Consider the following 20,881-nt stretch of genomic DNA (forward strand, 5'->3'; position numbering starts at 1 on the left):
CTCAGTGAGCCACATCGTCGTGAAGCGCCCGCCTCGCACGCTGCCCTCCGCGGTCCCCACCGACGAGGTCGTGCTGCAGCCCCCGCCCGAGCTGCCGCGCGGGCAGCAGGAGGGGGCGATGATGCAGCTGTTGCCCATGCTCGGCATGGGCGGCTCCGTCGTGTTCTTCTTCATGCCGAGCGCCCATCCGTTCATGAAGGTCATGGGCATGGTAATGGTGGCGTCGACGGTGGCCATGTCGGTAGCCATGCTGATCCGCTACCGCCGGGGCAACCAGGGGCAGTTGGCCGACCTGCGGCGCGACTACCTCGGATACCTGAAGCAGACTCGCCGTGCCGCCGTCGACACGGCGCGGGCACAGCGCGACGCGCAGTACTACCTCCACCCCTCCCCCGAGCAGTTGTGGGCCCTGGTCGCCGAGGGCAGCCGGGTCTGGGAGCGGCGCGCGGGCGACGCGGACTTCGGACAGGTGCGCATCGGTCTGGGCCCGCAGGCGCTCGCCACTCCCCTCGTGCCACCGCAGACCGGGCCGGTGGACGAGCTGGAGCCGCTCACCGCGGGCGCGATGCAGCGCTTCCTCGCCGCACACAGCACGCTGGAAGACCTGCCCATGGCCATCTCACTGCGCGCCTTCTATCACGTGACGGTCAGCGGGGAGCCCGAGACGGTGCGGGGCACGGCGCGTGCGCTCACCGCCTCCCTCGCCTCGCTGCACTCCCCGCAGGACCTGGTGATCGCTGTCGGGGCGGGCACGGCCGCCGCACCCGCCTGGGAGTGGACCAAGTGGCTGCCGCACAGCCAGGTCCCGGGAGCCGCGGACGGAGCGGGCAGCCGTCGGCTCATCACCGGTGACGCGGTCGAACTGGAGGCCATGCTCACCGCCCGGCTGCAGGGGCGGCCGCGATTCCACCCCGAGGGGTCCCCGCTGCCGGACGAGCCGCACATCGTCGTCGTACTCGATGGCCTGTCGCTGCCTCCGACGGCGGCGCTCGCCTCACCCGAAGGACTGCAGGGGGTGACGGTCGTGGAAGTCGTGCCGGGCGAACTCGCGCACGGGCGTGGCGGTTTGTCGCTCTCGGTGCGTCCCGGGGCGCTGCGGATCGAGTCGGACCACGGCCTGGTGTACGAGGGAACTCCGGATGTCCTTTCGTACGAGGGGGCCGAGGCGTTGGCCCGGCAGCTCGCCCCGCTGCGCGTGCCGTCCGGAGGCGATGACGACCAGCCGCTGCTGGCCAATCTGGAGTTCACCGACCTGCTCAACCTCGGTGACGCCGACTCGGTCGACACGAGGCGGACGTGGCGCGCCCGCTCGCTCGCGGAACGGCTGCGCGTCCCCATCGGCGTCGGCGAGGACGGCCGCCCCGTGATGCTCGACCTGAAGGAGGCGGCGCAGGAGGGCATGGGCCCGCACGGGCTGTGCGTGGGAGCCACCGGCTCCGGCAAGTCGGAGCTGCTGCGCACGCTGGTGCTCGGCCTCGCCGTGACGCACTCCTCGGAGACCCTCAACTTCGTCCTCGCCGACTTCAAGGGCGGTGCGACCTTCGCGGGCATGGCGCAGATGCCGCACGTCGCCGCGGTCATCACCAACCTGGCGGACGACCTCACCCTCGTCGACCGCATGGGCGACTCCATCCGGGGCGAGCTGAACCGCCGGCAGGAACTGCTGCGGGACGCGGGCAACTACGCGAACATCCACGACTACGAGAAGGCCCGGGCGGCGGGTTCGCCGCTCCAGTCCATTCCCTCACTCGTCCTGGTCATCGACGAGTTCAGCGAACTGCTCACCGCCAAGCCCGATTTCATCGACATGTTCGTGCAGATCGGCCGCATCGGCCGTTCGCTCGGCGTGCATCTGCTGCTGGCCTCGCAGCGCCTGGAGGAAGGGCGGCTCCGGGGTCTGGAGACGTACCTCTCGTACCGCGTCGGGCTTCGCACCTTCTCGGCCGCCGAGTCGCGCGCGGCGCTGGGGGTGCCGGACGCGTACCACCTGCCGAACGTGCCCGGGTCCGGCTATCTGAAGTTCGGCACGGACGAAATGGTGCGCTTCAAGGCGGCGTACGTCTCCGGGGTGTACCGGTCGGGATCGGGGCAGGCCGCGCCTTCAGGCGGCTCACGCCCCGTGGACCGCCGACCGGTGCTGTTCACCGCGGCCGAAGTGCCGGTGCACTACGCGGCCGTGACCGTGCCCGAACCACGTGCCGCCACGGGGCCTGAGACGGACGACGCGCTCGCCGACACCGTCCTCGATGTGATCGTGCGCCGCCTGGAGGCACAGGGCCCGGCCGCCCACCAGGTCTGGCTGCCGCCGCTGGACAGCCCGCCGTCTCTGGACACGCTGCTCCCGGGGCTCACGGCGGTGCAAGGGCGCGGCCTCACCCAGCCCGGCTACGAGGGAGCGGGACGGCTCGTCATCCCGCTGGGCCTGGTCGACAAGCCGTACGAACAGCGCCGCGACACCCTGTGGTGCGACTTCGCCGGGGCGGCCGGCCACATGCAGATCGTCGGCGGACCGCAGTCCGGTAAGTCGACCCTGCTGCGCTCGCTGATTGCGGCCTTCTCCCTCACCCACACCCCGTACGAGGTCCAGTTGTACGGCCTCGACTTCGGTGGTGGCGGGATGGCTTCCGTCGCCGGGCTCCCCCATGTCGGTGGCGTCGCCTCGCGCCTCGACCCCGAGCGGGTACGCCGCACGGTCGCCGAGGTGTACGGCGTGCTGTCCCGGCGCGAGGAGTACTTCCGTACGGCGGGCATCGCGTCGATCGCCGACTTCCGGGCACGCCGAGCCCGGGGCGAGATCTCGGTGACGGACCAGCCCTGGGGCGACGTCTTCCTGATCATCGACGGATGGGGCAACTTCCGTTCCGAGTACGAGGGTCTTGAGCCCGCCGTTCTCGACATCGCGGCGCGCGGCCTCGGCTACGGCGTCCACCTGATCCTCACCGCGTCACGGTCCATGGAGGTCCGCGCGAACCTCAAGGACCACCTCATGAACCGTCTCGAACTGCGGCTCGGCGACACCATGGACTCCGAGTTCGACCGGAAGGTCGCCGCCAACGTCCCCGCGGGAGTGCCCGGTCGCGGCCAGACGCCGCAGAAGCAGCACTTCATGGCGGCCGTTCCCCGCATCGACGGGCTGTCCTCCGACGCGGATCTCGCCGGGGCCACGGCAGCCATGGCCACCGAGGTCGCCCGCCACTGGACGGCTCCAGGTGCTCCCGCGGTCCGTCTGCTGCCGCGAGAACTGCCGGCCGGCGAGCTGCCCCCAGGCAACGTCTTCCCGGATCGGGGCCTGTCCTTCGCCCTCGACGAGAACAGCCTCGAGCCGGTCTTCGTGGACTTCGAGCAGGACCCGTTCTTCCTCGTCTTCGGAGAGAGCGAGTCCGGCAAGTCGAATCTGCTGCGGCTGCTCATCAAGCGGCTGACGGAGCGCTACAGCGGCGACGTCTGCAAGCTCTTCGTGGTCGACAACCGCCGCTCCCTCCTCGACGCCGTCCCGGCCTCCCACCTTGCCGAGTACATCCCGATGTCCAACGCCATGGACCACCACATGGCGGCGCTCGCCGACCTGATCCAGCGACGCACCCCGCCCGCGGACGTCACCGCGCGCCAGCTCCGCGACCGCAGCTGGTGGCAGGGCCCCACGGTGTACGTGATCGTCGATGACTACGACCTGGTGTCCACGTCCAGCGGCAACCCGTTGGGCGGCCTTACCGAACTGCTCCCGTTCGCCCGTGACGTGGGGGTGCGCTTCATCATCGCCCGGTCGACGGCGGGTGCGGGCCGGGCGTCGTACGAACCGTTCATGCAGCGGGTGAAGGAGCTCGGGGCCCAGGGAGTGGTTCTGGCTGGTGATCCGGACGAGGGCGACATCCTGGGCGGGGTACGGCCCAGGCCCATGCCGGTCGGCCGGGGGATCTTCGTGTCGCGGAAGCGGGGGAAGCCGATGGTACAGACAGGGCTGGTGGCCGGGGAGTTCTGAGCGCAACCTCTGAACAGCGCGGGAACACCCCAAGTAGGGTGGGCGCACAGCTCTTTCGTACGTTGTGAAGGGACCTCTCCGCCATGACAGACGCATCCGAATCCGCGGCTCAGGACAAGGCCCGTAAGGAACGCGAGAAGGAAGAGCTCTACGCCCTCGATATCTCAGACGTCGAGTGGCACAGCGCACCGGGCACCGAAGAGCACGAGGAGCGGGTCGAAATCGCCTATCTCCCCGACGGTGCCGTGGCCATGCGCTCGTCCCTGGAACCGGAGACGGTGCTGCGGTACACGGAGGCGGAGTGGCGGGCGTTCGTCCTGGGTGCGCGGGACGGGGAGTTCGATCTGGAGCCTTCGGTGCGCAATGGAGGTGTCGCGGCGGCGGAGTGACGCGTGGTGTCACTCCGCCGGGCCCACGGACAAGACGGTGGACGCCTCCCGCGCGCGTCCACCCTCTCCGCTGTTCAAGCGACTCCCCAGCTTCACTGGAAGTAGCTGGCACCCTTCAGGTCGCCGCCCCGGTAGTCACCGCCGGCCTGGCCGACCTTCTGGCCGATGTCGACGAGCGCGCGGTGGATCGCCTGGGCGTGCTTGTCCCACGCCTCCTGCTTCACGAGGTACGCCTTGTGCGCCTCGCCCTCCCAGCCCTCGGCCACCTTGGCCACGGCGCGCTTGATGTCCGCGAGGTCGGCTTCCAGCTGCTTGGCCTGGATGCCGAGTTCGGTGGCGATCGCGTCAAGTCCGCTGTATTTGACGGCGAGTTCGTTCAAGTGGACGTTTGCCATGCCCTGCCCCGTTTCTCAGTAGATGTGCAAAATCGAACGGCCGATCGGCCCACCGATTCAGTAACTGCTGATGGCCGATTGCTTGGCGCCGTACTCGACGTCAATACCGGTCATCGTCGACCGGATCTGGTCCTCGAGTCCCTCGGTGAGCTTCTCGTTGCCACTGATGCCGTCGAGGAAGTCCACCAAAATGTTGCCGATCGCCCTCATCTGCTCATTGATTTCCCTCTGCTTCCCGTCGAAAGCGTGTGCGCCGATGCCCTGCCAGTGGGTCTCCATCATGTCCAGGGTCCCTTGGAGGCGCTTGAGCTGCTTCTGGACCGAGTCGTACTTTCCCACGATCTCCTTCTTCAGAAGCGCCACTTGCTCGTTGTTCAACTTCCGGCCGTCAGACATGGCTGGACTCCCTTCGTGAAATCTCGCTGAGATGTATCGGGTCTTGTCGAACCTGCCGTACCGAGATCAGGCGCGGTGCCGAGCGCGCTTCGCCGCGAAAGCGCCGCCGCCGATCACCACAAGTGCGGCGAGGCCGCCCAAGGCCGGCCACAGCCAGTCGCTGCTGTCCTCATCCGATGACTGCTCGGCGGCGGAGGTCTCCTTGCCGACCGAGGCCGCCTCCTTCGCGGGCTGCGACGACGCGTCGGGCTTCGAGCCACCGCCGCCATCGGAACCGGCACCGTCCACGGCGGTTTTCTTGTTGGTGATGGGATCGACGTCCGCGGGCCCGGGCTTCCCCTCGCCCTTGACGACATTGCGAGCAGGGCGAATCAGTCCGTAGCCGAGGTAGTCGCTGGGCTCGTCCTTCGGCCAGTCGCGGCCGGCGGTGTCGATGAGGACGCGGAGGACCTGGTTGGCGGTCCAGTCGGGGTGCTTGGACCAGACAAGGGCGGCGGAGGCGGAGGCGATGGCGGTGGCGGCGCTGGTACCGCCGCCTCCTTCATCGCAATAGGAGCGGAAGGTCTTGTCGCACCAGCGGGGGATGTCGAGGCCGGGGGCGGCGAGGTCGACGTACTGTCCGTGTTCAGAGAACTTGGCGACTTTACCCGTCTTGTCTGCGGCAGACACTCCGATCACATTCGGGTACGCGGCCGGGTATCCGATGTAATTGTTACGCTCCGCATCATTTCCGACGCCTGCGAACATCAACTTACCCTTCGACTGCGCGTACTCCACCGCCTTCTTTTCACTGGGTCGCAAGTATTTTCCACCGAAGGACATGCTGATGATCCGGGCATCACTGTCGGCTGCGGCGCGAATGGCTTCGGGAATCCCGCTCTTTGCAGTGCCTTTGAACTTTTCCCCGATGCCGACCCGGAAGGAGATGACCTTGGCCCCCGGGGCCAGTCCCTTCAGCCCTTCCCGACCGGATCCCGCGATGAGCTCCGCCATTGTGGTCCCGTGGCTGTCGTAGTCGTCCAACGGACCGCCGGGAATTCCAGAGAAGTCTCTCCCCGGCACGACACGGCCTTGCAGGGAGGAGGTCTCGGAAACTCCTGAGTCGATGACTGCCACCCTGATGCCTTCACCAGTGCTGGCGTTCCACAGTCTCTCGGCCTCCATCGCCTCCAAGTACCACTGCCTCGACTCAATGTCGTCGGCAGCCGCACCCGGAATCACCCCTACTGACAGAAGCGTGAATGCGCCGATCGCCGGGCCCACAGCGATGAGCCGTCTCTGTTTACGGCTCATCCTCGTGAGGTCCCGCTTGCCACGTCGGTCGAGTCCCGACTCCATGTCCTGCACTTCCTCGCCCACGGGTTAGTCGATCACTGGTGGTACATGGCGTCGCCCCGCGGGCAGATGTGCCTCTGAGCCCTCGCCCGCATCATGGGGCCGTGGTGTTCCCACCCCGTCCTCCCGATCGGAGCGTCCACGATCGCCGACATGGTTTCGGATGAGACCAGCACCTCCGGCGGTGAAGCCGCTTCCACGGTTTCCTGCGGTTCGCTCACGGCCCTTGGGAGCACCGACCACGACGCCCGGGTTGCTGACGACCCCGCGTGGGGCCTGCCCCTTGGCGCCGTTGCCCTGCGGAGCGATGCCCACGAGCCCACGCTGGCCGGTACCGCCGCTCGTGGCGCGGGAGCCGCCTGAACCCTCGGTACCGATAACGGGCCCTTGCGGCACTCTGGGATCCCTCAGCCCGGAAGTCGGCCCCGGGCTGGGCCGACCACCGACTACGCCTTGCCCCTGTTGTGAGCCGGTCACGTTCGGGATACCGGGCCTCGGGCCCGTTTCGCCGAGACGTCTCGGAGTACCGCCGGTGAGGCCGCGTCCCACGGGTGGTTGCCCGGACGTCACGGGGTTGCTGTTGCTTCGCCCTTGTGCGGTCGGACCGACAGGGGCGTTGCGGCCGACCGGCGTGGTCGGACCGCGCCCGGCGCTGTCTTGCGCTCTTCCGGGGCCGCTCGGCCCCGTGCGCCCCTGCGCTGGCGGAGTCTGCTTCGAACTCGCCGCAGGCGCCGGTCCGCGTGCGGTGCGGTCACCAGGCATGAGGGTCGAGCGCCCGCTCCCGAACGGGGGAACCGGGAGCCCCTCATGGGGCGTTGGGCCCGGGGTCGGAGACGGAGGCCCGGGCTGAGGAGCAGTGGTCTGCGGAGGCAACGTATGAACGCTGTCGATCTCTGTGCCCACCACTCGTTCCGGAGCGACGACTGGGCCGGGCCCTTCGCGGTGAGTCGGCAAAGGGCCGTCCACCGAGCCCGGCCCTCCGGGGAGAGCCGGGCCAGGGGAGTGAGGAGGGGAGCCTGCTGAAGCCCCGCCACCGCTGACGGGGGCGGGAGCAGTCGAGGACTGTCCACCCTGCCCCGCCGCGGGCGAAAAGAACCCATCATCCACGACCGGCTCCGGCACCCCTACCTCTGGCATAGCCGAAAACGAGGGCGGCTCCTGACTCGCCATGCCTTCCCGGGACACCTGGTAGAACGACGCCAACCGGTTCATCTGGTTGATCGCCTCTTGACGGTGTTTCTCCGCCTTGACGGCAGCGCCGTACTCCTCGTTCCCCTTGACCCGCTTCGGAGCGGGTATGTCCTCCACGGCCTTCGGGTCGGCACGGTTGTCCCGAGGAGGCATGGAGGCGCGTACGGACGCCAACCCCGCCCCCGCCGACTGCATATGCACACTCACGGCAGCGGCGAAGTCCGAGAGCTTGTGCGTGTCGTTGACCAGGTTCTTGCCCCACTTGCGGAATGCCTCGCCCGCTTCTCCCTCCCAGTCGACCCGGTCGATGTGCTGACCGAGCTCCCGGGCAGCAGCAGCGATCGCGTTCCGCGCTCCCTGCAGCGCCTTGCCGGCGCTCTCCATGTCCTCCGGTTTGGCCTGATCGACCAAGTCGATCATGTCGTTGAGGCGATGTCCTTCGAAGCTCACTAGGACCACCCCGCATCGGACTTGTCGCTGCCGTGGCCGCCCTGCGCGTCGGGCTTGCCACCGCGTTGACGCTCGTCCGGCATCTCTTGGTGGCCGACTCTGGTCTGGATTGCCCAGAAGCGCTGCCGCAGGTCCTCTTCGATGTTGTCGAAGCCGACGTCGGCGCCGTGCACAGCGATCCCCATGGCGTCGATCTGGTCTCCGAGCATCTTGGAGAGCGAGGTCAGCCGCTCGTGGACCTGGTCGTACTGCGAGTACAGAGCGTCGGCCTCGGGAAAGGCGCTGCCGGCGCCGCTGAAGGATCCCCGAGAGACCTTCTGCGCGCCGACCTTCGACGCGCTGCCGGCCGAACCCTCGAACTCAGTAAGAAGCGTGTTGATGCGCCGCCGGAACGTCTTCAACGCTTCCAGCCCGCGCTTGACATCGGCGCCTGCAGATGGCGCGGTTTCCCCATGCCCGTGCGTAGGAAGCACCAGGCCTTCCCTCCCCGTTACCTGCCTGCCCGAGACCCTCAAGATCGCGGTGGCTGGTGGTCAACAGATACCCCCCACGCCACTCTAACCACTACGCATCGCTACCCCAACGGGCTTGCTCGATGGGGCAGTTGTGATTCAGCCAGTGAGTGGCACACACACGCGCCCAAAAACCACCCACAAGTTATATACAGGCTCGTCGCGGAACCATTACCGGCCAACACAGCCGGACAGGCGCACCACAACACCGCCCACAGCACGGCACGTTGTTAAGTTGCTCCGATACGCAGACATCCTGACGCTCGGTGCCTGCCGCAGCGATGCTGCGGTATCACTCCCAACGGCTGCCTAGGCCGCCGGACACCACGCAGCACAACTAGTCGAGAGATGGGACGACTTGATGAAGGCAGGGGCACACAACACAACGGATGACGGAGGAGGTACGCGTCCTGTCGGGACTCAGTTGAATGCCCTTCCCGACAATCCGAGTCCAAGCAGCCCGTTGCACAGCCCACCAGATTTGGCATCCTCCCCGGCCGAGAAGCAAGCGGCCGCCCGAGCAATCGAGGATCACATCGAGCCGGGCACCAAGGCGGCGGGCGCGTGGGCTGACGAAGAGACGAGGACCGCCGTGACGGCTCTGAGGGCGGATGGCGGGTGGCTTACATCCGGTGCGCTGAAAGAAGCTCACAAGATCTGGGGCGACCAGGTGCGGAACCTCATGCACCGCCTGTCGTCCGAGAAAGCAGCACTGCGGAGCAACAACAATGTGCTGACCGCGACAGACAGGGCAGTTGAGTCCGGGGTGCGGAACTCATCCGCCCTGAATTCCTACTGACCGCAGCCCACCGCCGCCACACAGCCAACGGGGACAAATGCCAACCTACAGCGAAATCATGAAGACAGATCTGTCAGTACTGAGCACTGCTGCCGACCGCTGGGAGGAAATGGCAGCGAAGAAGCTGCACGGCCAAGAAATGACTTACAAGCGTGACGTACGGCGGATTTCGATGGGGACAACCTGGACGGGCCTGAGTGCGGAAGCCGCAGATAAGCGCTTCGAGGTAACCCTCAAGGAGTTTAAGAAAGCACAGAAAGAAGCAAAAGCCATCGCGTCCCTTCTCCGGGAGGCAGAGGGTCTGTTCCGCGCGTTACGCGGCAACCTCAAGACCGCTTGTGAAGACGCAATCGAAGCCGGCATGAAGATTTCCGACCAGGGAGCCGTGTCTTATGACACCAAGAGACTGACTGCGGCGCAACTGACCGCCTACCTTCATGACCCCGGGTACCAGGACAGCGCAAAGAATGCTGCCAATTCGTGGCAAGAACGCATCGACCAGATCGTGAAAGACGTATGTGATGCCGACAAAGATGTTCAGACAGCCCTGCAAGGTGTAGCGATAGACGGGGATGTCAGTGACGGCACCCTTCAGGGCTTTAATGGTCAGGCTCAGGGTGACATAAAGAAATACGCACACCGGGAGAACTTGGGAACGCAGAATGATGGCTGGAAAGCCGACGGAAAGGTCAAGCTGTCCTTGCTCGACGCAGGGTTCCTGGTCACCTCCGATCCGAAGTATGGCAAGCAGGCCGCCGTGAAGGCATACGCCGATGCGATACACGCGACTGTCGAGGGGACGCTGACTCGCGGAGATTGGAAACTCGCCGGCATAGCAGACGGCTACGCCGGTGCCAGGGCTACTGCGAACTACGGTTTCAACGCAGAGGGTGCCGTCGGTAAGGCAGAGGCCTCTGTAGGGTTGCGGGCTCTGACCGAAGGACGCGCCGAATACGGTCCTTACGCCGCCGGATACGGGCGCGCCGAAGGGTTCGCCGGAGGAGAGGCAGGAGTCAACGTCAAAGCCACTAAGGAAGAGATCACCGTCGGAGCGAAGGCGTTCGCCGCAGCGAAGGGAACCCTTGCGGGAGGAGGGGAAGTAGCCGGCGTTGGAATCGGCGGGACTGCCGAAGGCTGGTACGGCCCGGGCGCCGAAGCTTGGTGGGGATACAAAAAGGACGATGACGGCACGTTCCACCTCGGAGGAAAAGCTGGCGCTTCGCCTATCATCGGTGGCGCGTTGGGAGTTGAAATCACTGTTGACCCTGACAAGTTCACCAAGTCCGCTTCCGACGCCGCTGACGCGCTGGGCGAAGGGGTCTCCGCAGTCGGCGACGGAATTGACGCAGTCGGCGACGGCCTGGGATCCCTTAAGGACTCTGTCACCGGTTTGCTTTAGCGGACTCCTCTTGCAGAGGGATTCACCTGATCATGACGCGTGCACCTGTCAAGTTTCGATTGCCCGACGGCTGGGTCCCGGCCCACCCGAAAATGTTTATCAATGGCATCACAGATTTCGCCGCAATGCTCCCTGTGCCGGATTCAGGCTTCGCGGCCAACATCACCATAAACAGCAAAGCGCTATCGGGCGAAACCACTCTGTCAGACCTAGCAGATGAATCGGTTGAGCACCTGCACGGAGTCGCTGAAGGTGTGACCTTGACCGCTCGTCGCGAAGCCGGACCTCGCGAGGAACCCGCCCTGATTCAACGGCTGCTTTTCGCGGCCACCATCAATGGAGTGCGTCAGAACCTTGCCCAATCGCAGGTTTACTTGACACTCGCGGACAAGGAGAATCCCATAGCTAAACGTATAGCCGTCCAGCTTACCCTGACGGCCACCGAAAATCAGCATGACACAGTCTTGATTGACTTCCAGAAATTCGTCCGCACAGTCCGTCCGGATTCGGAATCGGAAGCGAAATCGGGAGATTAGTCGTGGGAATTTGGAGCAAGCTGACCGGTACACAGTTCCCCAACAGCGATGCAGCGTCGCTGCATCCGATAGAAGTCCGGGCCGCGCTACTCGCACTTAACGGACCTGATGTGCCGTATCGTGTACGCAATGCCCTGCCCGCCGAGAAAGCCGATCTGGTAGCGGAGTGCCAGATCGCGAGGGTGGGCTTGAAAATGAAAATCAGGATGCGCCTGGTCCCTCAGAAGCACGAGGTGCGCGTCCTGCAGGAGCGATGGGAGAATCGTTCGGCTACAAACTCAAGTTCCCAATACGGTCGCGGCCACGCACCCGCCGTATTTCGCCAGCGGGAAACTGTGCAAGGAGCCGACGGCAAGAGGCGCCAGGTCGAGGTGTATCGCTTCGACACGCGGGAGGTGACCGATCCTCTCGCCAGTGCCGTACTGGCCTCCGGGTGGACTTGGCGGGGGGTATTGAAGCTATAACGTCAGATCATCACGTGGATACGGACAAACCGGACCGGCCTGTGTCAATCCTGCCGCGTGAGGATTCAAATGCATCACCTCATTCCCCTCTGGGGAAATCTGCGATTGCATCACTGGAACGTATGACTGGCACTGCCGCACCATATGGCGGCATGGATTCCGTGATGGAACAGCCACTGGCTTCAGCGACGCGTCTACAGCCGGGCGCAGGATGGCGGACGACGTGACAACCGAAGTTCAGAGCTGCGGCCGCATGGGATGATCTTCAGCCTGGAACAAGCGTTGCCGTCTGTGATCGACGCAAAGCCAGCTTTCTCAACCACAAGAGAGTGGTGGGGGTCGTCGACCACCCTGCAGCGCGTCGCTACTCGTCAACGAGCGGTTGGCACTGTGAACTGCCCGAACCAGAAAGATCTCGAACGCAAGTGGGGTCAGCTGCGGTAGTAATACTTAGCCGCGATCACGCCGGCGCGCATCCCGCACGGCCACACCTGCTCCACCCAGCCCCACCACGACGATCACAGCGCCTACAGCGACGTAGGTGGCGATGCGCGCCGTTCGTTCCTCTGCCGTCTCGCCGAGGTGCAGCTTCGCAGGGGTAGGCGCCTCTCCCACAGTGACGCCTCCTCGGGGTGATGGTGTCTCAAGCCGATGGTTGTCTTCCGTCAATGCGCGCACGGGGTCCGCTATGCCCCAGCCCACCAAGCGGTCGTGGCCGGGTACCGACCGTTCCGCTGTTTGTTGGATCTGGGCCGTGATCTGACGTGGAGACCAGGTGGGGTGCTTGGATTTGATGAGGGCCGCGAGGCCGGCGACGTACGGGGCCGCGAAGCTCGTGCCGCTGTCGGCGCAGTGGCCGCCGCCCGGGACCGTGGAGATCATGTCGACACCAGGGGCCGCCACGTCGACGAAGTCGCCGGACTGGGAGAAGGCGGCTCGTTCGTTGTTGCGGTCCGAGGCCGCCACCGCGAGCACACCGTCGTAGGACGCGGGGTAGGTCTTCTTGATATTGCCGCCCAGGCCGTCGTTGCCCGCCGAGGCGACCACCACCCGCCGCTGGCCGAGCGCCCTGTCCACTGCCCGCTTCAGCTCCGGTGCGGGCTTCGCCGCGTTGGCGGTGTCCTGGGAGATGTTGATGACGTCCGCGCCGGCGTCGACCGCGTGGTCGATGGCTTTCGCGAGTGTCGTCGCGGTGCCGTGGCCCTCCGCGTCGTTCTGCGTGATCGGGATGATCGTCGCGTCCGGTGCGAGGCCCACGAAGCCTGTGCCTTTGGCGGGGCGTGCCGCGATGATGCCCGCGACGCGGGTGCCGTGACCGACCGCGTCCGTCGTGCCGTTCGCCTTGCCGCGCTCGATCTTCTCTCCCTTGTCGTCCTTGGTGGGGAGGAAGTTGCGGCCACGGGACGCGTCCACGGCGGGCTTCAACTGCGGGTTCTTGGTGTCCACACCGGTGTCGATCACCGCTACGCGCACCCCCTTCCCCGTTGACTGGAGCCACAGTTCGTCCAGGAGCACGCGTTGCAGGGACCAGGGGCGCCCCTCGTAGGGCTTGGAGGGGAACGTGCACTGTCCGGACGACGCCGGATCGGCGTCGGCCGGTGTCGGCGTCGCCACTGCAAGGGTCAGAGCAGCCGTGATTGCCCCGGCCGCCCTTCTCGTGCCGCGCCAGCCGCGCGAGAAAGCAACGGAACCGTTCGTCATGCAACGTCCCCTCATGCCTCAGGAGCCCTGCGGCTGTCGTGCCGCGGCCGTCGACAGTCGCGGCCCGGTGGGCAGGAACTTGGACCAGGCCGCTGGGATCGGGGTCACGTCCGTGTCCCCGTATCCGAGGCGTGTCTGGGCTTGTTGCGCCTCCTGCTGTTGCTGCTTGCGCTGCTTCGCGGAGGTGCCGATGCCCGCGTCTTCGGTCGCGCTGTCGCTGTTGGACTGCATCGCGTACCGGAGACCCGTGTCGGTGACCAGGAAGACACCGCCGGCCTTCGTCTCGGAGCCGAGGAACTGCCGGTAGAGCTGGCCCGAGCCCGGCGTGACGTACGCGCTGGACGAGCCGGTCGGAAGCGGGGCCGGGAAGTCGGTGCCTGCCCAGGTGCTGAGAGTCGTCGCGCCGTCGTCGGCGTCGACGTCGCGCAGGACGTTGCACACGGTGTTGCGGCTGCCGCGCGTGGTGGATGCTTCGTTGGCGGTCCTGGGCCCCTCACGCGGCCATCTGTACTCCGCCCCGAACTCCTTCGTCCCGGGGCTGAAGGCCGCGGCGCTCAGTTGCCGGGCCCGGCCGTTCTGTCCGAGGGTGACCAGGTCGGGGCTGCTGAGGAGGAGTTTCGCGGTGAAGTCGGAGACCGGGGCGATCCGCCCGGGGAGAACCACGTAGTGCTGAGGCCCTTCGCCGTCCGTCGCTTTGAGGATCATGCCGACCTTGTCAGCCGCGTGGTCCCGCAGGCCCGGCACCTTCGCGTCCGCACCCGGGGGGCCGTCGATCTCGGGGAAGGCGATCGCGTCTCGGGGAAGCAGAGTGTCGAGCCACTGTTTGGAGACCCGCTGCGGTTCACGCCCGGACCCCACGAGGATGCGCAGCAGGAGCCCACGCTCCTCCCTCTCCGAGATCCGGTACGCCCTGCCGTGGGCGTCGACCACGTAGCGCGTCTTGTCCGGTCCCATGACGTACAACAGCTCGCCGCCCCGCAGACGTTCACGGCCCTCGGTCCTGTTCCGGTCACGCTCCCCGAGTACGAACGCCGCTTTCTGAATGCTGCTGCCACCCTCGACCGGGCGTTCACAGACCGCCCAGCGTTTGGCGGAGCCGGCCTCCGATGCCGAGGGCAGCCGGTCGGGGGCGTACGGGATGCCGATGGTGGCGCCGTGCGGGATCGTGCCCTTGTCGAGCACGGACTCGTCGACGTTGATGACCTCGCCCTTGCCCGAGTCGAGAAGGAGCTTCGCCGACGCCATGTTGAGGACCGGGTGCAGTTGGGATTTGCCGTGGGTTTTCAGGACGACGTAACGAGTCGTCGAGTCGCTCGCGATGATGACGTGTTCCTTGGGCTTGTCCCAGCCGGGTTTGGCCGCCGGCCGGAACATCCCCCACGCGCCGAAGACCGCCAGGACGATCACCGCGACGATGAGGCCGGGCACCACCGCGCGCAGGGGGCGAGGCGCTCCTTCCTCGGAGCCCGAGGGTGAGGGCTGGATGAACGCGGCCAGCGTGCGGCGCTTCGCGAAGATGTACGCGTTGAGTTCGTCCCGTCGTGATGCCATGCGTGTCTGGTTCTCCCCGTGAGCGACCTGAGTGGCTGCTGCTCCTCGTGCGGTGGCGGGTCGTGCCCATGCCCGCGCTCTCCGTTGTCGGGCCGGGCCCCTACTATGCCTGTTGAGTAATCGCACGTGCGGGCTGGGTGAGGTTATTGAGGTCCAAGCACCTTGCTCATGAAGGCGGTTCGGGAGAGTTACGGGGGTGGGGCTGGTGGCTTCGACGTCGCGCAGGCGGAGGGGAGGACGTACGGAGTCCGCCACTCGGACGCCGCCACGGGTTGGCAGCGGCTTGCCGGATACGTCAGGGGTTCCCGGCCCCGCCGCCACGCTCCACCTGCGGCCGGTCGCGGGCAAGTCGGGTTCGTTCCGCCTGCTGCGACTCGTTCTGCTGGAGCTCGCCGCCGCTCTGCTCGTCGCGGCCTGGATCATCGGTCCGCTGGCTCTCGCCCTGGCATCCGTGGTCGCTGCGGTGTTGGTGCTGTTGGCCGTCGTACGTCGCCGTGGGCGCCCGGTGCATGAATGGCTGGGCACCGCACGGGCGTTGAAGGCCCGGCAACGCAGCGCCGCGGAGAGATCGGTACCGCCGGGCACCGACCCCGCCTTCGCCCCGGCGGTCGAGTGTGACGCTGCCCTCCGTACGTACGCCTACAGCGGCCGCGACCGTCGCGAGGTCGGAATGATCGGCGACGGGACATTCGTGACCGCGGTGCTGCAGGTGGAATCGGACGTGACCGCCCTGCGGGCCGACCGCGGAAGGCAGCCGCTGCCGGTGAACCTGGTGCGGGACGCGCTGGAAGTGGACGGCATCCGGCTCGAGTCCGCCCAGATCGTTCTGCACACCCAGCCCGCCCCCGCGCTGCACCTTCCGCAACAGTCCCTGGCCGTCAGCAACTACGCACCGCTGCAGGCCCTCACGGGGGCGCCCGCGGTGCGGATCACCTGGGTCGCCCTCAAACTCGACCCGGAACTCTGCCCCGAGGCCGTGGCGGCGCGCGGGGGCGGTCTGGCCGGTGCACAGAAGTGCGTGGTGCGTGTCGCGGACCAACTCGCGAGTCGACTCACAGGAGCGGGTTTTCACGTGACCGTCCTGAACGAGGAAGAGGTGGCCTCCGCCATAGCGACCTCCGCCTGTGCCAATCCCCTGGTGACGGCTCAGGCCGGCCGGGCCGGGGTCCCGGAGCGCAGGACCGAGGAGTCCCCGCGCGCTTGGCGGTGTGACAACCGGCGCCACACCACCTATTGGGTGGCGCGCTGGCCGCAGTTGGGAGGGGCCGGGGGACCCGCGCTGCCGCAGGTCGTAGCCCTTCTCACTGCGGTTCCGGCGCTGACCACGACCTTCAGCCTCACGCTCGGACGCGGTGCACGGAAGGAGATCGCCTTGCGCGGTCATCTGCGGGTGACGGGCCGCGGGGACGCCGAACTGGTGGCCGCGCGGCGGTCTTTGGAGCAGGCTGCCCGTCAGGCCGGGACGGGCCTGGTACGGCTGGACCGCGAACAGTTGCCGGGGATGCTGGCGACGCTGCCGCTCGGGGGTGCTCGTTGATGGCTGTCTCGACTCCTCCGGTCACGGGTTCCCCGGGTGTCCCGGCCAGGGGATCGTTCACCGCTGCCCTGCGGGGTGGATTCGGGCTGATCGGTCCTCGGCACGGCAGACACGCGCTCTCCGCGGAGCAGGTGGACGCGCTGGCACTGCCGATCGGGGACGACGGGGTCGTGATCGGCGTGGACGCACAGGGCAGCCCCGCGACGCTCGGCGTCAATCGCCCCACTCCGTACGACATCCTCTTCCTCGGTGGACTGTGGACGGCGCAGGTCATCGCGTTGCGGGCGGCCGCGACCGGGGCGCGGGTGGCTGTGGAGACCGGGCGGGGTGGGGCCTGGGAGCCGTTGGTGCGGGCGCTCGGGGTGGGGCCCAGTGGGATGGGTGTGCATGACGTGGGGCGGGTGCCGCCTCTGGGGGCTTCCGCGGGGAGTCCGGTGCTTGTGGTGCGGGACTGCGGGATGCGGCCGCCTCGGGGGCGGGTCGTGTCCGCGCCCTGGCAGTCCGTGCTGACGGTGCTGCCCTATCTGAGTCCCGTCGCGCCTCGGCTCGTGCGGCAGGCGCGGCTCATGGGGGTGCAGCGGGTGTCGCCGGATGAAGCGGTGCAGATCGGGCGGTTGCTCGGGTTGCCGGGTGGGGACGTCGAGTCGCTGCCGACGCTGGCCGACGGGGTGACCTTGTGGTGTGCCGACCGTGACCGGCAGTACGTGATGACGCAGGCCACCGACGCCGAGACCGGATTGTTGGGTACCGCTCGGCGGATGGACTGAGTCGGCGCCGCCTCCGGCAATTCGGGGTGAGGTGTCGGCCGTTGAGTGATTTGTCCGTCACGGTTTGATGTACGTGGATCGCTCCGGGGTGGGGCGTGACGCAATGGACAGCATGGGTGGGGTGGACTGCCCTGCCGTACTGGTGGTTTTGATGATTAGGCTGGGACAGGGCGCATCGCCGGAACCCTCGAACGGGTGGTGCGCGTCCGGCAACGGGGAGAGCCAGGCGGATCGGACGACAGGAACGGTCGCCCCCCACCACGGCACGAGGGTGCTCGACCACACCAGGAGGCATTGTGAACAGCGATCGGGACGAGATCCGCGGGGGCTGGGACTCACCCGTCGATGATCAGTCCGACGCGGAGTCCGCTGCCGAGACGACGGGCGAGTTCACCATCGACTACGCGCCGCCCGCCTGGTACACGCAGAACGCTTCGGGCAGTGCGGGGGAGACGCCTTCGGCGCCGCCTGTCTCCACGCCGTCCGCCTCCGTTCCGGCTGCCCCTGCTCCGCCTGTGTCCGCTCCGGCTCCGCCCGTGGCCGCTCCGGCTGAATCCACGTCTTCTGGTTCGGATGCCGGCGCTTCGGCTGGTTCGGAGGCTTCGGCTGGTTCGGAGGCTTCGGCTGATTCGGCTGGTGCGGAGGCTGCGGCTCCGGCTGCCTCCACGCCGCCGCCCGCCATGCCGTCCTTCTCCGCTCCCCCGCCTCCGCCGGTGTCTGTGGGTCCGCCTTCGGGGAGCGTGCCCAGTGTCGTGCCCAAGTTGCCCCTTGGTAGTGGGTTCCAGCCTGCCGATCCGGAGCCGGATCCGGTCGAGGATGTGGAGGGTGTCGAGGAGACGGATGGCAAGCATGTGGAGCCGTCCGTCGTGCCGCCCGTGGCTTCCGGTGGTGGTGCCGCCGACTGGAGCGGGGCCGTTGCCGGGCCCGCTGCCTCGGTCCATGTGACCGGTGTCGTCCCGAAGAGCGAGGTCGATGCCTTGGCCGAGGCTAAGGGTGACGGCGATACCGATGGCGACGCCGAGGGCGCTGAGGGCGTGGATTCGGACCAGGGTGCGGATGCGGGTGCGGGGGCGTCTGAGGGTGCTTCTACCTCTTCGCCTGTGGCTGTTGCTCCTGTCGGGGAGCCCCTTGGCAGTGGTGACCTCGAGAGTGGCGCCACCATGCGGTTCTCCGCTCGCGCCCTCAAGCAGGAGATCGAGGAGCGGGCTGCCGCTGCCGAGGCCGCGGAGGCCCCGCAGGCCCCGGAGGTCCCGGAGGCTTCTGTCGATGAGGTCGATGAGCAGGGTGACGGGCTGGATTCCGGGGCTGATGCGAGGGCTGACGGTGACTCCGGTCTCGTAGTGGAAGACGCTGTTCCGCAGGATGCCGCCGTGCCTGGCTCTGCCGACGATGCCGAGGGCGAGGGCGAGGGCGAGGGCGAGGCTGTTCAGGACTCCGTGCCGTCCGCCTGGCCTCCGCCGCCCTCGCCGCAGGACGTGCTTCCGCCGTTGCCGCCCGCGTTCCAGCCTGCGGCTCCGACGTCCGCGCCGCAGTGGCCCGCGACCACGACCACTCCGCCTGCCGCGCAGGCTGCTCCCTCCCCCGCACCGGCGCAGCCGCAGGCTCCGCAGGCCGCGCCGGGGGCGTGGCCCACGTCCACGCCCGCCCCTGCGCCCGCGCCTCAACCCGCGCCTGCCGCTCCGCAGGGTGGGTATGGGTTCCCGCAGGCCGCTCCCGTTGCGCCGACCGCCCCTGAGCCGCAGGCTCCCCCGGCGCCTCCGACCGGTTACGGCTTCCCGCAGGCCGCTCCCGCTCCCGCTCCCGAGCCGCAGGCTCCCCCGGCGCCCCAGGCTGCCGGTTACGGGTTCCCGCAGCCGCCTGCGCCGCAGGGGCAGCAGCCCGTTCAGCCGGGGCAGCCCTTCCCGGGGCAGCAGCCCATTTCCCCGCCGCAGCAGCCCCAGGCGTTCCAGGCGCAGGCCCAGCCTCCGGCTCAGCCGCAGCCTCCGGTTCAACCCCAGGCGCCTCAGCCGCAGGCCCCGCAGGCTCCTCAGATCCCCCATCAGGAACAGCCTGCGCAGCCCGGACAACCGCCCATCGACCCCCGCACCGGTGCCGCCTGGCCGCAAGCCGTGCGGCACGATCAGCGGGAGCGGACCAACCCGGGTGCCCCGCTCGGTTACACCGCCGCCGTCGAGCTGTCCTCCGACCGGCTGCTGCGCAACACCAAGTCCAAGGCCAAGAGCAGTCGGCCCACTGGCGGCGGTTCGCGGTTCAAGCTGGGCGGCAAGAAGGAAGAGGCCGAGCGGCAGCGCAAGCTCGAGCTGATCCGGACGCCGGTCCTGTCCTGCTACCGGATCGCCGTCATCAGCCTCAAGGGCGGCGTCGGCAAGACGACCACCACCACCGCCCTCGGCTCCACGCTCGCCACCGAGCGCCAGGACAAGATCCTCGCGATCGACGCCAACCCCGACGCCGGTACGCTCGGCCGGCGCGTGCGGCGCGAGACGGGAGCCACGATTCGTGACCTCGTCCAGGCGATCCCGTACATCAACTCGTACATGGACATCCGGCGCTTCACCTCGCAGGCGCCGTCCGGGCTCGAGATCATCGCCAACGACGTCGACCCGGCCGTTTCGACCACGTTCAACGACGAGGACTACCGGCGCGCGATCGACGTACTGGGGAAGCAGTACCCGATCATCCTGACCGACTCCGGTACGGGTCTGCTCTACAGCGCCATGCGCGGGGTCCTCGACCTCGCCGATCAGCTGATCATCATCTCGACGCCGTCCGTGGACGGTGCGAGCAGCGCCTCGACGACGCTCGACTGGCTGTCCGCGCACGGGTACGCCGATCTCGTCTCGCGGTCCCTCACCGTCATCTCCGGTGTGCGCGAGACCGGCAAGATGATCAAGGTCGACGACATCGTGTCGCACTTCGAGACGCGGTGCCGGGGCGTTGTCGTCATCCCCTTCGACGAGCATCTCGCCGCCGGTGCCGAGGTCGATCTCGACATGATGCGGCCGAAGGTGCGGGAGGCGTACTTCAATCTCTCGGCGATGGTGGCCGAGGACTTCGTGCGGGCTCAGCAGCAGCAGGGGTTGTGGACGTCGGACGGGAATCCGCCGCCGCACATGGCTCCGCCGATGCCGGGGCAACAGGTGGCTCAGCCGCAGGGGCAGCCGTACGCGCCTCAGCAGCCGCAGCCGCCCCAGCAGCCGTACGTTCCTCAGCAGCCGCAGCAGCCCCAGCAGCCGTACGCACCTCAGCAGCCGCAGTCCTACCCGCCGCAGCAGCCGGGGGCGCCGCAGGGGTGGCAGGCGCCGCCGCAGCAGCAGGGGCAGCCGCCCCAGGCGCAGGCCCAGCCCCAGGAAGGGCAGGTGCCACCCCCCGTGCAGCCGGGTGCGCCGTTCCAGCCCGGGGCGCCGTTCCAGCAGGCGCCGCCTCCGCAGCAGTAGCACGTAGAGCCGCCGTCAGTTCCTAAGTGGGCCCGTACCGTTC

At 67.7% G+C, this 20,881-nt stretch carries 13 protein-coding genes; 7 read left to right on the top strand and 6 right to left on the bottom strand.

The genetic code is table 11. The annotated features are described in order from the left end of the window. Nucleotides 1-4 precede the first annotated feature (4 nt). Both eccCa and ACZ56E_RS28260 read left to right on the top strand, forming a co-directional pair. Nucleotides 5-3,979, top strand: coding sequence for a type VII secretion protein EccCa (gene eccCa / locus ACZ56E_RS28255; RefSeq protein WP_471218423.1), 3,975 nt, complete (start codon nt 5-7; stop codon nt 3,977-3,979). An 83-nt stretch (nt 3,980-4,062) separates the two neighbouring features. Beyond that, nucleotides 4,063-4,368, top strand: a complete 306-nt coding sequence (locus ACZ56E_RS28260; protein ID WP_398308511.1) for a DUF397 domain-containing protein — start codon at nt 4,063-4,065, stop codon at nt 4,366-4,368. Nucleotides 4,369-4,460: 92 nt separating this feature from the next. Here the strand turns inward: ACZ56E_RS28260 and ACZ56E_RS28265 are convergent, their stop codons facing one another. The 4 genes from ACZ56E_RS28265 to ACZ56E_RS28280 form a co-directional block, all read right to left on the bottom strand. Further along, nucleotides 4,461-4,763 (bottom strand): WXG100 family type VII secretion target, encoded by a 303-nt coding sequence (locus tag ACZ56E_RS28265; protein WP_398308513.1) that lies wholly within the window; start codon nt 4,761-4,763, stop codon nt 4,461-4,463. 57 nt (nt 4,764-4,820) lie between these two features. Beyond that, nucleotides 4,821-5,159 (bottom strand): WXG100 family type VII secretion target, encoded by a 339-nt coding sequence (locus ACZ56E_RS28270; protein ID WP_471218426.1) that lies wholly within the window; start codon nt 5,157-5,159, stop codon nt 4,821-4,823. A 66-nt stretch (nt 5,160-5,225) separates the two neighbouring features. After that, complete coding sequence (locus ACZ56E_RS28275) at nt 5,226-6,518, bottom strand: S8 family serine peptidase (protein WP_471218427.1); 1,293 nt, start codon at nt 6,516-6,518, stop codon at nt 5,226-5,228. A 1,616-nt stretch (nt 6,519-8,134) separates the two neighbouring features. Then, nucleotides 8,135-8,608 carry a hypothetical protein gene (locus tag ACZ56E_RS28280; RefSeq protein WP_471218429.1) on the bottom strand — a complete coding sequence of 158 codons (474 nt, stop codon included), beginning with the start codon at nt 8,606-8,608 and terminating at the stop codon, nt 8,135-8,137. 896 nt (nt 8,609-9,504) lie between these two features. On the opposite strand from ACZ56E_RS28280, the gene ACZ56E_RS28285 reads away from it, so the two are divergent. Then, entirely contained in the window at nt 9,505-10,845 is a 1,341-nt protein-coding gene (locus ACZ56E_RS28285; RefSeq protein ID WP_471218431.1) for a hypothetical protein, read from the top strand. A gap of 32 nt (nt 10,846-10,877) precedes the next feature. Then, nucleotides 10,878-11,381: a hypothetical protein gene (locus ACZ56E_RS28290; RefSeq protein ID WP_471218433.1), complete on the top strand. Its 504-nt coding sequence runs from the start codon at nt 10,878-10,880 to the stop codon at nt 11,379-11,381. Nucleotides 11,382-12,295: 914 nt separating this feature from the next. On the opposite strand, the gene mycP is transcribed toward ACZ56E_RS28290, so the two are convergent. Further along, the gene (gene mycP, locus ACZ56E_RS28295; RefSeq protein WP_471218435.1) at nt 12,296-13,546 is read right to left on the bottom strand and encodes a type VII secretion-associated serine protease mycosin; all 1,251 of its coding nucleotides are present in this window, start codon (nt 13,544-13,546) and stop codon (nt 12,296-12,298) included. Nucleotides 13,547-13,564: 18 nt separating this feature from the next. Continuing rightward, entirely contained in the window at nt 13,565-15,097 is a 1,533-nt protein-coding gene (eccB, locus tag ACZ56E_RS28300; RefSeq protein ID WP_471218437.1) for a type VII secretion protein EccB, read from the bottom strand. Between the two features lie 283 nt (nt 15,098-15,380). On the opposite strand from eccB, the gene eccE reads away from it, so the two are divergent. From eccE to ACZ56E_RS28315, 3 genes are all read left to right on the top strand, one after another. After that, nucleotides 15,381-16,634, top strand: coding sequence for a type VII secretion protein EccE (gene eccE, locus ACZ56E_RS28305; RefSeq protein ID WP_471218438.1), 1,254 nt, complete (start codon nt 15,381-15,383; stop codon nt 16,632-16,634). Next, complete coding sequence (locus tag ACZ56E_RS28310; RefSeq protein WP_471218440.1) at nt 16,634-17,401, top strand: hypothetical protein; 768 nt, start codon at nt 16,634-16,636, stop codon at nt 17,399-17,401. Before eccE ends, ACZ56E_RS28310 begins: the two co-directional genes overlap by 1 nt. Before the next feature lie 296 nt (nt 17,402-17,697). Continuing rightward, entirely contained in the window at nt 17,698-20,838 is a 3,141-nt protein-coding gene (locus ACZ56E_RS28315; protein WP_471218442.1) for an SCO5717 family growth-regulating ATPase, read from the top strand. Nucleotides 20,839-20,881: the final 43 nt, after the last annotated feature.

It is taken from the genome of Streptomyces sp. NPDC039480 (assembly GCF_055597165.1).